11 protein-coding genes and 1 tRNA gene are annotated in these 12,121 nt (G+C 61.4%); 8 read left to right on the top strand and 4 right to left on the bottom strand.

All coding sequences use genetic code 11. The annotated features are described in order from the left end of the window. The first annotated feature begins 108 nt into the window (after positions 1 to 108). Positions 109 to 183 (top strand) — tRNA-Phe (locus ACO06R_RS19355). Between the two features lie 112 nt (positions 184 to 295). Here ACO06R_RS19355 and ACO06R_RS19350 read toward each other — a convergent pair. Next, complete coding sequence (locus ACO06R_RS19350; protein WP_421854067.1) at positions 296 to 1,681, bottom strand: ubiquitin family protein; 1,386 nt, start codon at positions 1,679 to 1,681, stop codon at positions 296 to 298. Positions 1,682 to 2,188: 507 nt separating this feature from the next. On the opposite strand from ACO06R_RS19350, the gene ACO06R_RS19345 reads away from it, so the two are divergent. After that, a complete protein-coding gene (locus ACO06R_RS19345; RefSeq protein ID WP_421854064.1) occupies positions 2,189 to 3,235 on the top strand; it encodes an NAD-dependent epimerase/dehydratase family protein in 1,047 nt (348 codons plus the stop codon). Positions 3,236 to 3,458: 223 nt separating this feature from the next. Continuing rightward, positions 3,459 to 4,424 (top strand): hypothetical protein, encoded by a 966-nt coding sequence (locus ACO06R_RS19340; protein ID WP_421854061.1) that lies wholly within the window; start codon positions 3,459 to 3,461, stop codon positions 4,422 to 4,424. A 201-nt stretch (positions 4,425 to 4,625) separates the two neighbouring features. Here ACO06R_RS19340 and ACO06R_RS19335 read toward each other — a convergent pair whose 3' ends face one another. Next, positions 4,626 to 5,423, bottom strand: a complete 798-nt coding sequence (locus tag ACO06R_RS19335) for a DUF6065 family protein (RefSeq protein WP_421854059.1) — start codon at positions 5,421 to 5,423, stop codon at positions 4,626 to 4,628. Between the two features lie 141 nt (positions 5,424 to 5,564). After that, complete coding sequence (locus ACO06R_RS19330) at positions 5,565 to 6,623, bottom strand: glycosyltransferase family 8 protein (protein WP_421854055.1); 1,059 nt, start codon at positions 6,621 to 6,623, stop codon at positions 5,565 to 5,567. Between the two features lie 166 nt (positions 6,624 to 6,789). On the opposite strand from ACO06R_RS19330, the gene ACO06R_RS19325 reads away from it, so the two are divergent. Continuing rightward, positions 6,790 to 7,188 carry a c-type cytochrome gene (locus ACO06R_RS19325; RefSeq protein WP_421854052.1) on the top strand — a complete coding sequence of 133 codons (399 nt, stop codon included), beginning with the start codon at positions 6,790 to 6,792 and terminating at the stop codon, positions 7,186 to 7,188. Positions 7,189 to 7,197: 9 nt separating this feature from the next. On the opposite strand, the gene ACO06R_RS19320 is transcribed toward ACO06R_RS19325, so the two are convergent. After that, positions 7,198 to 8,415, bottom strand: a complete 1,218-nt coding sequence (locus tag ACO06R_RS19320; RefSeq protein ID WP_421854049.1) for a zinc ABC transporter substrate-binding protein — start codon at positions 8,413 to 8,415, stop codon at positions 7,198 to 7,200. Between the two features lie 128 nt (positions 8,416 to 8,543). On the opposite strand from ACO06R_RS19320, the gene znuC reads away from it, so the two are divergent. The 4 genes from znuC (at position 8,544) to ACO06R_RS19300 (ending at position 12,120) form a co-directional block, all read left to right on the top strand. Next, on the top strand, positions 8,544 to 9,371 hold the full coding sequence (gene znuC, locus ACO06R_RS19315) for a zinc ABC transporter ATP-binding protein ZnuC (RefSeq protein ID WP_421854046.1): 828 nt from the start codon (positions 8,544 to 8,546) through the stop codon (positions 9,369 to 9,371). After that, positions 9,364 to 10,191 carry a metal ABC transporter permease gene (locus ACO06R_RS19310; protein ID WP_421854043.1) on the top strand — a complete coding sequence of 276 codons (828 nt, stop codon included), beginning with the start codon at positions 9,364 to 9,366 and terminating at the stop codon, positions 10,189 to 10,191. Before znuC ends, ACO06R_RS19310 begins: the two co-directional genes overlap by 8 nt. Then, on the top strand, positions 10,188 to 10,598 hold the full coding sequence (locus ACO06R_RS19305) for a transcriptional repressor (protein ID WP_421854040.1): 411 nt from the start codon (positions 10,188 to 10,190) through the stop codon (positions 10,596 to 10,598). Before ACO06R_RS19310 ends, ACO06R_RS19305 begins: the two co-directional genes overlap by 4 nt. A gap of 94 nt (positions 10,599 to 10,692) precedes the next feature. Beyond that, positions 10,693 to 12,120, top strand: a complete 1,428-nt coding sequence (locus ACO06R_RS19300; protein WP_421854037.1) for a circularly permuted type 2 ATP-grasp protein — start codon at positions 10,693 to 10,695, stop codon at positions 12,118 to 12,120. Position 12,121 lies beyond the last annotated feature (1 nt).

The following is a 12,121-nucleotide window of genomic DNA, read 5'->3' as shown; positions in this document are numbered from 1 at the left end:
CGAGCCGCGAAATTGGCGCTGGACAGGCGCAAATTGCATGCTATAAACCGCGCACTTTCCGGCGGCCCTGCCGCGGAAACAGTCTTCGCCGCAATACGTGAAGCATTAGCCCGGGTAGCTCAGGGGTAGAGCAGCGGATTGAAAATCCGCGTGTCGGTGGTTCAAATCCGCCCCCGGGCACCATCAATCAAAGAAATGCTGATATCCGATGCCTTGCTAAGGCACGGCGTTTTCATTGCTCCACCTAAAAACCCGGGCGCCAACCCGGGCTTTCGCGGCTCGCGGGCTGATGCCGCTAGAAGCCCTGTGTCAGACTGAGGCGCATACGCGAGCGGGTCGCCCCATTGATCTCATCGACGATGATCTCGGCACCGCCGCTGCGCGCGCCGTCAGCCGAGCGGACCTTGAGGCCGATCTCGCCGCCGCCGCCGCAGTGTTCGCCCGCCGAACTGCGTTCGCAGACAAGGCGCGGAACGAAGCGCACATGGTTCGCGCCATCCTTGTCGAGCGCAAGGCGCAGTTCGGGACGCAGCGTCAACCGCGTGGTGCGGACCATGGAGGCGTCCAGGCTCAGCCCGTCATTCGGCTGCCCATCTGTCCAGCCGTCGAAGTCGAATGCGTCGATGGCGGTCTCGCCGTGCAGCAGCGCCAGTTCCGGCAGGAAAGAGAAGCCGCCGCCCAGCGCATGGACACTCGCGATGCTGCCGCCGACAATGAACGACCGCGTATCGTAGAGGCTCGCCAGTGCCAGCGTGTCGTTGCCGATATCGAGATCGTTGCGGCCGGCGCTGACGGCGACAAAGCCTTCGGCAAACACATTGCGGACCGGTTCAGCGACCGCATAGGCCCCGGCATCGACGCCGATACCATTGCGCGTGCCGTCAAAGCTGCCTTCCAGTTGCGTCGCACGGGCATGCGCGCCGACAAACGCACCCAACATGATGCGCTCGGTTGGCATCTGCTCGAAGGCGAGATCGGCGCGCAGCGTTGCGGTCGTGCCCAGGCCCTCGTGGACCGCCACGTCGGCATCGCCAAGGATCAGCCAATGCGGGCCGCTGTCGTGGTTTCCATGCTTGCCGGGAAAGGCGGCGTGAGCGGCAGCGCCGCCTCGGCCGGGCGAGGCATAGCCAAGCGGATCGGTGTCCGCGTTGAAGCGGCTCTCGAATTCCGCGTCGCCAAAATGCCCCTGCTTGTGCTGGCGAAAGCGCTCGCGGGCGCCGCGCACCAGTTCCAGCGTGCGGTCCATGTCGGCGAGCAGGTCCTGCTCTGCCAGACCGGTGACGATCTTCTCGATCTCGTCTCGATAGGCTTCGGGCCCGGAGGGCAACCGCAGCACCAGATGAAGCGTGCTTTCCTTCTGGATGCTGTAGTCGGACAGGGTTCGCCCGTCTTCCAACTGCTTGCCGGCGAATATCAGGCGCTGCTGGTCCGGTGGGATGCCTTCCTTGTCCTGGATCTTGGCCTTGACGTTCTCGATGGAATCGCTCGGCTCGACATCCAGCGTGATCGTCTTGCCGGTCAGCGTCTTGACGAATATCTGCATCGCTGCGGCCGGCGTGGCCGCCAGCAGCAGCAAGACGAACGAGAGATGTATGGCGCGCCGAAACGACCGCAGGCCCGCCTGAAAGGCGAGGCCGAACGCGGTGACACCGGTTTCAAGATGCGAAACTGAGGGGCTCAACGATCGATACCTTCTGAAAAAACTTCAAGAACAATGATTTCGTATGTATCAACGCTGGAAAGCCTTGTGCCGAAGCCTCCCCTGCGTTTCACGCAACTGGTTTTGGCGGCGATGAAAAACGAACGTGATTCGCCGTTAAATCTACGTGTCGCAGAAATCTCTCCTTAGGGCAAACAGGCTTGCCTGCGACACCAGACAGGTAACATGCATCCCGCGCTCCACCACAAGAATTGCGGGAGCGGCCTCAGGTGCCGCAATCGCAAAAGTCGCATCTCCCGTCAAGGAAGGTGCGACCCTTCGGCGATGCTGACGGCGTGACGGCCCAATCTTGGCGCGAATTGCAAGTAGGTCGGCGCATCCTGCACTAATCGAACGGTGGAAACGAGGCTATCCTGGGTTCATCCGCTGGTAAACTTCGTGCGCATGTAAGGCGACAACTCCCATCGCAGGCATCCCGTTCGCTGTCCCGGCTAAACGTCACCCCATCGCCAAGAAGGAATAAAAACGATGTATGAAATCGACACCACATCGCCCGTGCTGGTCACGGGCGCCACCGGCTTTGTGGCTGGCTGGATCGTCAAGCGCCTGCTGGAGGCTGGCGCGACCGTCCACGCCCCTGTTCGCGACCCCGGCAACGCCGAAAAGCTGATGCACCTGAACGCCGTGGCGGATGCCACGCCGGGCACCATCAAGTTCTTTGGCGCGGATTTGCTGAAGGGCGGCTCCTATGGCGAAGCGATGCAGGGCTGCTCGGTCGTGTTTCACACGGCATCGCCCTTTACGATCGACATCAAGGACCCGCAGAAGGAACTGATCGACCCGGCGCTTTTGGGCACGCGCAACGTGCTGGAAGAGGCGAAGAAGACGGAGAGCGTGAAGCGTGTAGTTGTCACAAGCTCCTGCGCCGCGATCTACACCGACGCGGCTGATTGCGGCACTGCCCCCGGCGGCGTGCTGACCGAGAATGTTTGGAACACCACCGCTTCGCTCGACTATCAGCCCTATTCCTACTCCAAACTTCTGGCCGAGCGGGAAGCCTGGAAGATCGCCGAAGGCGCTTCGTTCAAATTGGTCACGGTCAATCCATCGCTCGTGATGGGGCCGGCAATCGGCGGCAAGCCGACATCGGAGAGCTTCAACATCATGCGCCGTGTTGGCAGTGGCGATTTCAAGTCGGGCGCCCCGCGCTTCGGCATGGGCTTTGTCGATGTTCGCGAAGTCGCCGAAGGCCATCTGGCCGCCGCTTACCTGCCCGACGCGGAGGGCCGCCACATTCTGTCGGGCCACAACTCGAACCTCTGCGACGCGATACTGACGCTGCGTTCCCGCTTCGGTGCGGACTACCCGCTGCCCAAAGGCACTGTTCCCAAATGGCTGGTCTGGCTGATCGCCCCGACAATTGGGCTGAGCCGCAGGAATGTCAGCCGCAATGTCAATATCGAGTGGAGGGCCGACAACTCCAAGAGCCGCGAGAAGCTGGGCGTCAACTACCGCCCGCTGAAGGAGTCCATGGAAGACATGTTCGACTACATGATCGCCCAGAAGTACTTCTGACCGGACAATTCTAAGTCCGCCAACCGGGGCAAGCCATGCGACAAGCAGCATTGTCGTATGGCTTCCTCGCGACTTCCCGCAGTTTCTCATCCGTTTCGATTGCCTGGCGCTTTCGCTTCGAATGAGATGTCCGCTGCCTCAGCCACTCTGGGCATGCGGAGACCGCCCGCATTGACAGCGTTCCGCCGCGTCGGCATCAGTGCCGGCACAGGAGAGGGACATCATGATCGTTTTCGTCACCACGCGGCGGCACCGTTACACGCTGGCGCGGCTCAAGCCGACGGAACATGGATTTCCCGTGCCGAAGATCCGATCGATGAGCTACGACCGGCTGTTCCGCTCGTTGTTCGTGCCGCGGGCAACCTACATCTTTACCGATTTCGACCGGTTGAATGTCTGGGAACAGCGCGTCGCTGCTGACTATTTCCGCATCTTGAGCGCCGTCGGCCTGCGCTGTCTGAACGATCCGGCCCGCGTGCGTACCCGGTTCGAACTGCTCGATACACTGTATCGCGAAGGCATCAACCCGCAGGCGGTCTACCGGGCCGACGCGGCGCCACGCCCGGTTCGTTTTCCGGTCTTCATCCGTTTTGACGACCATGTGAAACCGGATGCCGTGCTGTTGTACGACCAGTCCGAACTCGATGCGGCGCTATCAGCCATGCGGGAACGCGGCGTTCCGCTTCGCGGTGTGCTGGTGCTGGAGTTTTGCGGCGAAGAGCAGCGCCCCGGTTTCTGGACCAAGTGGGGAGCGTTTCGAGTTGGTGGCGGATCCTCGCTCGACCATATCGCTGTTGACGACAACTGGATGGTCAAATACGGCCAGTGGGATCTGCTGTCCGACGCGTTTGTTGCCGAGGAAAACGACGCGGTAGTGGCGAACCGCCTACCCGACAAAGTGGTGCGCAGTTTTAAGATCGCGGGCATCGACTTTGGCCGGGCGGATTTCGCCTTTGTCGGCGGTGAACCGGTAATCTACGAGATCAACACCAATCCCTATGTCGGCAAATTCGTGCCGGATCCCATTCCATTGCGACGGCAGACGCAGTTGCAGGCCCGCCGTCGGTTCGCCGAAATGCTGGCCGCGATCGATACGCCGGAACGCGGGCTCACGAGAATCCGGCCATCTGAACTGGTTCGCTTCCGGCGCGGCTTCGTGCCCGGTCTCTTGCCGCATCAACAGCCATGAAAAAACCGGCCGGAAGCTGCTCCCGGCCGGTTTGGTAATTGCCGCAGAGCGGCTAGTCATATGACGCCTTAGCGGGTTGCGCCTGGTGGCGGCGGCGGGCCGAGCGGATGTTCCATGAAGACTTCCCCTTGCGCAGTTGGTGCCAGAACAAGAGAACATGAAGACTGGCAACGGTCAATCCGTAGCAATCTCCTCAGGCGCTCAATCCTTCTTATTGTCCTGCCTACTGCTTACATTCCCGTCATTTCGTCCTGGTTCGATCGGCTCGGCCAGCCGCAGTTTCGAAACATGGCCAGGTGCTTCGCCGCCGTCAGGGCCATTGACGCCGCGCATGTACCATTTCTGCCAACCCTGCTTCACGGCTTCCGGGTCCAGCGTGCGCAGCTTTTCGTTGAAGTCGAGGCGGGCGCCCTGCCATCGTCCAAACGCAGCCTCCAGTTCGGGCTTCTCGCTGATCGGGACGATCTGCGGTTCGACATTCATCAGAGCCCGGTAGTCGACCGGCGTGATGAAGCAGAACGGTTCGTCCTTCTCGAAGGTCACCGTGCCGGGCCGGGTGAACTTCCAGTTCATGGTGAAGGTGAAGTCGAGCCAGTCGGTTTCGATGATGCCTTCCAGCGGCGCGATGCCGTCCTTCGGCAGGTTGGGCGCGCCACGCGCCCAGATGCCGATGCCGGGATCTGTGCGGAAGAGATATCCGACATGAAAGGTCAGCACGCCTTCGCCGAAATGCGAACTCGCCGCGGGCTTGCCGCCTGGATCGCCGTCGGGAAATTCGACCGCGATGTCGTTCAGTCCGTTCTTCCCATTCCACGTCGCGACCGTCTTTTCGGAAAGCAGCAATTCCCAGCCCATGGCGTTGGCGATGGAAAGCGGCAGGCAACGATAGGCGAAGCGCTGGTTGGTATCGTCCATCCACTGCCGGCTGGCGCGCGCCGGGACGATGCGGCAGGCATTCTCCAGAACCTTGTAGCAATGCAGATTGGTGATCTTGGCCAATGTCGTTACTTTCCTGTTCCTGGAAGGCCCGGCGTTTCTCCTTGCTTAGGTGGAACCCGCCTTTGAGTGCAACAGGTAATGCTGCCTGTCCGGCGAACGGTATTGGCGTGCCGCATGACGGCTGCCTGATGGGGCGTCGCGCTATTCCGGTTTAACGCGCAGGATGCCGTCTTCCCGCCGCACAATGCCCTGCTCGATATCCGCGAACCGCTCTTCGCGCCAGAACCGCCGGACTTCCTCGGCGATCGCGCGCCGATGCCGCCGGTGCATCACGGCGCGCGGAACCTCGGCAATCCTCCATTCGAGGAACCTGCCGGCGTCCCGCAGCGATTGCTGGCCCGCCAGCCAGTCACTCCATGGAGTGCCGTTCACGAAGTCGCGGTAGAGGCCGTGGTAATAGCGGCTCGCGGAGTTGCGCCTGCGCCGGATGAACCTGCGCCAGGGCTTGAAATAGCCCATGTGGTGGACAATGGCCGGCCAAACGCCGCGTGCGGCCATCTGCTTCGGCGTATTGTGGGGCGCGTTGTTCCACAGCGTCGAGATCTGGCAGAAGTCGCCATCGGCAACGGCATTGAGCGCGTCTTCGTCATAGAGATAACAGATGTCGAGATTGTCCCCGACAAACCGCAGCGCCCGGCGTCCAAGGTCCGAGGCGTTCCAGAGATCGGTGTCGATCAGCATCACGCCGGCATTGAAGTAGCGGAACGGCCGCGTCATTCCGAGTTCGGCGAAGTGTGTCTCGGCCCTGAGGCGCTCCACATCGCCTCCGGGAAAAACCTTGCCGGCGCGGGACGCAGCGAATGCATGGCCTTCGGTGTCGAGCCGGAATATCTGCGAAACATCGTCGTGGATCGTCAGGTCGGCATCGAGATAGAGTATCCGCGCATATTCCTCTTTCAGCAGTTCCGGCAGCATCAGCCTGATCAGCACCGCCGGACTGAGGCGGGAATCCGGCTCGAACCACGCCCGGTGAGGCGACAGGTCAGCGTCTTCGCGAAGCACCACGCCGTTTGCGCGCATCCAATCGCGCTGCGCATCGGTGGCCTGCGACGGTTCGCTGACGATCACGATGTCGCAGGGAATGCTTCGCGGGGTCAGATGCGCGATGACCGAGCTGGCCACGAACATCGCCGGCACCATCATGTTCGCATCGACGCAGAGGCAGATGGCGTTCCGCCTTTCGTCCCTCTCGCTGGTCATCAATGTGGCTCCCGAAGCGGTTTTGCTTCCGCTGGAGCCTGTTGAGGCTCAATCGGCCTGTCGATGTCAACAGGGTCTGGCGTTGCACTCTGGATTCCGGGCGCAGACCGCCGATTGCTTTTAGCCGTGCCGGCCCATTATCCTCTGCATCCGGAGGAGGATGGCGATGCGGGTGCATGACTTGCCGGTTTTGCGACTTTTGTTGTTTGCGCCGCTTGCAGTGGTGGCGGAACCAACCGGCGCCGAGGAGACACCGGAACTGATCCGGCAGGGCAGGACGGTGGCCGAACGCCACTGCGTCCGCTGTCATGTCATCGACGATGACAACCGTTTTTCCGGTATCTCGTCGACACCGTCGTTCCCGCTTCTGGTCAGGGCGCTAGCCGATTGGGAGGCACGCTTCCTGAGCTTTCACACCCGCTTGCCCCATCCCTCGATCGTGCGCTTCAAGGACGAGCCGGTCGACAAATCACGGGGACAGCCGACTGTCCCCGTGGAGATTGACTTCGGCGATATCGCCGCCATCGTCGCCTATGTGCGCACGCTGGCGGACAACGATCGCTAGCGAGCAAATCTAGCCAGCATCCGACAGGCAGCCATTGATGGAGGCCGCCATGTTTCGGATCAGCGTGAAATAGAGTTCCGGTCCGTCTTCCAGCGCCGCGCCCAGCGGATCGATCACGCCGGATTTGGCGGAAGTTCCCTCGGTCACGGTCGCAACGAGCTTCGGCTCGAATTGCGGCTCGGAAAACACGCAGGTCGCGCCGAGGTCTTCGATCCGGTCCTTGATCTCACGGATGCGGCTGGCGCCCGGCATAACCTCCGGCGAAATAGTGATGGAACCCGACGCGGTGACGCCGAAGCGGTTCTCGAAATACTGGTAGGCATCGTGGAAAACGATGAAGCCCTTGCCCTTCGCAGGCGCGACGGTGGCCGAAACTTCCGCAATCAGAGCGTCGAGCTTCGCCTCTAAAGCCTCGGCATTGGCCTCGTATTTCGCGGCATTGGCCGGATCGATCTCCGCCAGCACTTCCTCGATCTCATGCACCATCGCCTTGGCGTTCGCCGGGTCCAGCCAGATATGGGCATCGAACTCGCCATGATGGTGATCATCATGATCGTGATCGTCGTGGGCATGTTTCTCGTCGTGATCATCATCGTGGTCATGATCGTCGTGAGCGTGCTCCTTGTCGTGATCATGATCGTGATCGTGATCGTCGTGAGCGTGCTCCTTGTCGTGATCATGATCGTGGTCGTGATCGTCGTGAGCGTGCTCCTTGTCGTGATCATGATCGTGGTCGTGATCGTCGTCGGCGTGCTCCTTGTCGTGGTCATGGTCGTCGTGTGCGTGCTCCTTGTCGTGATCATGGTCATGATCGTGATCGTCGTGAGCATGCTCGTCGCCATGGTCGTCATGATCACCATGATCGTGGGCTTCGAAGGCACCGCCTTCGCGGAAGTCGAGCTTGACGAGGTCGTGAGCGTCGATCAACTCGACTGACTTGGCGTTCGCGGCGACTGTCTCAAGCGGCTTTTCCAGGAATGCCTCGAGTTCGTGTCCGATCCAGAAAACGGCATCGGCGTCCTGCAGTTGGCGCGCCTGCGACGGTTTCAGGGCGTAGGTGTGCGGCGATCCGGCGCCTTCGACGATCAAGGTCGGTTCGCCTACACCGTCCATGACGGCGGCGACGAGCGAGTGGATCGGCTTGATGGAAGCGACGACATTCGGTTCTGCGGCCGCAGGGACGGCCAGCAGGCTGACCGAGGCGGCGAGCGCTGCAAAGCGAAGCATGTTGGATTTCTCCCGTCTGGACAATAGGTAATGTTATATCATAACGATTGATGCGGATCATGCGGCATGTCAAGCCAGTCATTCCGCATAGAAGGGACCGGAGACCGATTTTGCTTCAGGCTGCCGATATGCTTGTACGTTTGGAAGGCGCAGGACTGCGTCGTGCTGGGCGCTGGCTCGTGCGGGATATCGACCTGACTGTCCAGAAGGGAGAGATCGTCACGCTGATCGGGCCGAATGGTTCCGGCAAGTCGACAACTGCCCGCATGGCGCTTGGCATCGTACCGCCCGATGAAGGTCAGGCGACACGGATGAGCAACCTGAAGGTTGGCTATGTTCCGCAAAAGCTGGCCGTCGACTGGATGCTGCCACTCACCGTCGACCGGTTCATGTCGCTCACCAACCGCGTGAGCACAGCCGACAAGCGCGAGGCGCTGGAGAGGACCGGAATCGGTCATCTGGCGAAAGCCGAAATGCGGACGCTCTCGGGTGGCGAGTTCCAGCGCGCGCTGCTGGCCCGGGCGATTGCCCGCAAGCCCGACCTTTTGGTCCTCGATGAGCCGGTTCAGGGCGTCGATTTCAACGGCGAGATCGCACTTTACGAGTTGATCGCGCGCATTCGCGACCAATTGGGTTGCGGCATCCTGATGATCTCCCACGATCTGCATGTCGTCATGGCGTCGACCGATCGGGTCCTCTGCCTTAACGGGCACATCTGCTGCCAGGGAACCCCGAACACGGTCACCGAAAGCCCGGCGTATCACCAGCTTTTCGGCGCGCGCGGTGCGGCCCAATTGGCCGTCTATCAGCACGAGCACGATCACACGCATTTGCCCGACGGTCGCGTGCAACATGCCGACGGGACGATCACCGACCATTGCCATCCCGACGACGGGCACCATCCGGACGAGGTCGGCGCACAATCCGAACGCAGGGAGGCAGGGACCGGTGCTTGATGATTTCTTCACGCGCGCGATCATAGCCGGCATAGGCGTGGCGGCGGTCGCCGGCCCTCTCGGTTGTTTCATCGTTTGGCGCAGGCTCGCCTATTTTGGTGATACGCTTTCGCATGCCGCGCTACTCGGTGTCGCATTGGCGTTTCTGCTGGAGGTCGACACAACCATCGCGGTTTTCGTGGTTTCGGCAGCCGTTGCGATGCTGCTGTTGTGGTTGCAGCGTCTTGCACAACTGTCTGCGGATTCGCTGCTCGGTCTGCTTGCCCATTCGGCGCTGGCGCTGGGGCTTCTCGTGTTGGCCTTCATGACCTGGGTCAGGATCGATCTCATGGGTCTCCTGTTCGGCGATATCCTCGCCGTCTCGAAGGGTGACATCGCTGTCATCTATGCCGGAGGGGCGTGTGTTATCGGTGTCTTGATCGTCCTTTGGCGTCCTCTGTTCGCCGCGACTGTCAATCCGGAGCTGGCGCGCGCCGAGGGCATGAACCCGGAACGCGCCAACATCGTCTTCATGTTGCTGCTGGCGCTTGTTGTGGCCATCGCCATGAAGATCGTCGGCGTGCTGTTGATCACCGCGCTGCTGATTATTCCGGCCGCCACCGCGCGCCGCTTCTTTCCTGGTCCGGAACTCATGGCTCTCGGCGCGGCCGGGTTCGGAATGCTTGCCGTGATCGGCGGATTGTACGGTTCGCTGGAGTGGGACACGCCATCGGGGCCGACGATCGTGGTCGCCGCGCTTGCCCTTTTCTTGCTGGCGCTCACGCCACTTGCCAGCCTGGCGACGCGCCTTGCGAGGGGCGCGCAAGGAGAGATGCGATGACAAACCAAGCAAATTCCAAGCTCACCCTGACTCGCAACCAGGCGCTTGTCTTGAAGACGCTGGAGGCGGCGGGCGGCCCGCTAACCGCCTACAACATCCTCGACCGGCTGACTGACGAGGGCTTGCGCGCGCCGCCGCAGGTCTATCGGGCGCTTGAGAAGCTGCTCGCATGCGGTACGGTCCACAGGCTGGAAAGCCTGAATGCATTCGTCGCATGCAGCCATCCGGGCTGCCAGGAACATGCCACAGTCGCGTTTACGATCTGCGAGGACTGCGGGCAGGTTACCGAGCTTGCCGATGGCGGTCTTGCCAGCACCTTGCGCAAGTTGACCAGCAGCACCGGTTTTTCGCCACGCAAGACGACTATAGAGATACGCGGGCTTTGCGACAGTTGCAGCGACCGCTGATTGCCTGTTTTTAAAGCAGAATCTGCCACCAATACAGGCAAGGCGAAACGATCCGGCACTTGCACTGCGCGCGCATTCACATATCCTTGCGTGAATGGAGAGTGGGCAGTCGAATTTCGATGAGATGCACGGTCGCGGCGACACGCCGCGTTTGCCCTATCGGAAATACCAGGAGTGGTTCGCAGCCGAGGATACCGCGCGGCTGAACCGCAAATCCAAAGAGGCGGAGACATTTTTCCGTCGTACCGGCATCACGTTCAATGTTTATGGCGCGGAAGGCGCGAATGAACGCCTCATCCCGTTCGATATCGTGCCAAGGGTCATCTCGGGGCGCGAATGGGCACGCCTGTCGCGCGGCATTGAACAGCGCGTGCGCGCCATCAACGCCTTTCTCTACGATATCTATCACCGCCGCGAGATATTGCGTGCCGGGCGCATCCCCGTCGACCTGATCGCCCAGAACGAAGCCTTCCTGCCGCAGATGATCGGTGTGGCGCCGCCCGGCAATGTGTACACGCACATTGTCGGCGTCGACATTGTCCGGACCGGCGAAGATGAGTTTTTCGTATTGGAGGACAATGCCCGTACCCCTTCCGGCGTGTCCTACATGCTGGAAAACCGGGAAACGATGATGCAAATGTTCCCGGAGCTTTTCTCCAGGATCCGCGTCCAGCCGGTCAGCGACTACCCGAAGAACCTCCGCCGTTCGCTCGTCGCATGCGCGCCGGCGGCCTGTTCTGGCAAACCGGTGGTCGCGGTGCTGACGCCCGGCATCCACAACTCGGCCTATTTCGAGCATGCATTTCTTGCCGACCAGATGGGCGCGGAACTGGTCGAGGGCCACGATCTGCGCGTCGTCGAAGGGCGCGTTGCCATGCGTACGACGCGCGGTTACACGCCCATCGACGTGCTCTACCGCCGCGTCGACGACGACTACCTCGATCCGCTGAGTTTCAATCCGCAATCCGTGCTCGGGGTGCCTGGCGTGATGGATGTCTATCGCGCCGGCGGCATCACCATCGCCAATGCGCCGGGCACCGGTATCGCCGACGACAAGGCCATCTACTCCTACATGCCGGAAATCGTCGAGTTCTATACCGGCGAGACCGCCATCCTGAAAAACGTGCCGACCCACCGGTGTTCGGAGCCGGATGCGCTCGCCTATGTGCTGGAACATCTCGACCAACTGGTCGTCAAGGAAGTCCACGGTTCCGGCGGATACGGGATGCTGGTCGGGCCTGCCGCGAGCCGTCGCGAGATCGCGACATTCCGCAAGAAACTCGAAGCGCGGCCTCGCAACTATATCGCGCAGCCCACATTGTCCTTGTCGACGGTCCCGATCCTGACCAAGAAGGGTCTGGCGCCGCGCCATGTCGATCTGCGTCCCTTCGTGCTGGTCTCGCCGCAAGGCATCAACATCACGCCGGGCGGCTTGACCCGGGTCGCGCTCAAGAAGGGATCGCTGGTGGTCAATTCCAGCCAGGGCGGCGGCACCAAGGACACTTGGGTGCTGGAGGAGTAGC

Source organism: Oricola sp., assembly GCF_965230365.1.
Taxonomy (GTDB): Bacteria; Pseudomonadota; Alphaproteobacteria; order Rhizobiales; family Rhizobiaceae; genus Oricola.
The sequence above is the reverse complement of the archived record's forward strand: the minus strand, read 5'-3'. Positions and strand labels throughout refer to the sequence as shown.

Bases quoted from the DNA above. Each gene is read 5' to 3' on its own strand.
- ACO06R_RS19330 (WP_421854055.1), bottom strand. From the start codon at position 6,623: ATGACCAGCGAGAGGGACGAAAGGCGGAACGCCATCTGCCTCTGCGTC.
- ACO06R_RS19320 (WP_421854049.1), bottom strand. From the start codon at position 8,415: ATGCTTCGCTTTGCAGCGCTCGCCGCCTCGGTCAGCCTGCTGGCCGTC.
- ACO06R_RS19325 (WP_421854052.1), top strand. From the start codon at position 6,790: ATGCGGGTGCATGACTTGCCGGTTTTGCGACTTTTGTTGTTTGCGCCG.
- znuC (WP_421854046.1), top strand. From the start codon at position 8,544: ATGCTTGTACGTTTGGAAGGCGCAGGACTGCGTCGTGCTGGGCGCTGG.
- ACO06R_RS19300 (WP_421854037.1), top strand. From the start codon at position 10,693: ATGGAGAGTGGGCAGTCGAATTTCGATGAGATGCACGGTCGCGGCGAC.
- ACO06R_RS19345 (WP_421854064.1), top strand. From the start codon at position 2,189: ATGTATGAAATCGACACCACATCGCCCGTGCTGGTCACGGGCGCCACC.
- ACO06R_RS19305 (WP_421854040.1), top strand. From the start codon at position 10,188: ATGACAAACCAAGCAAATTCCAAGCTCACCCTGACTCGCAACCAGGCG.
- ACO06R_RS19340 (WP_421854061.1), top strand. From the start codon at position 3,459: ATGATCGTTTTCGTCACCACGCGGCGGCACCGTTACACGCTGGCGCGG.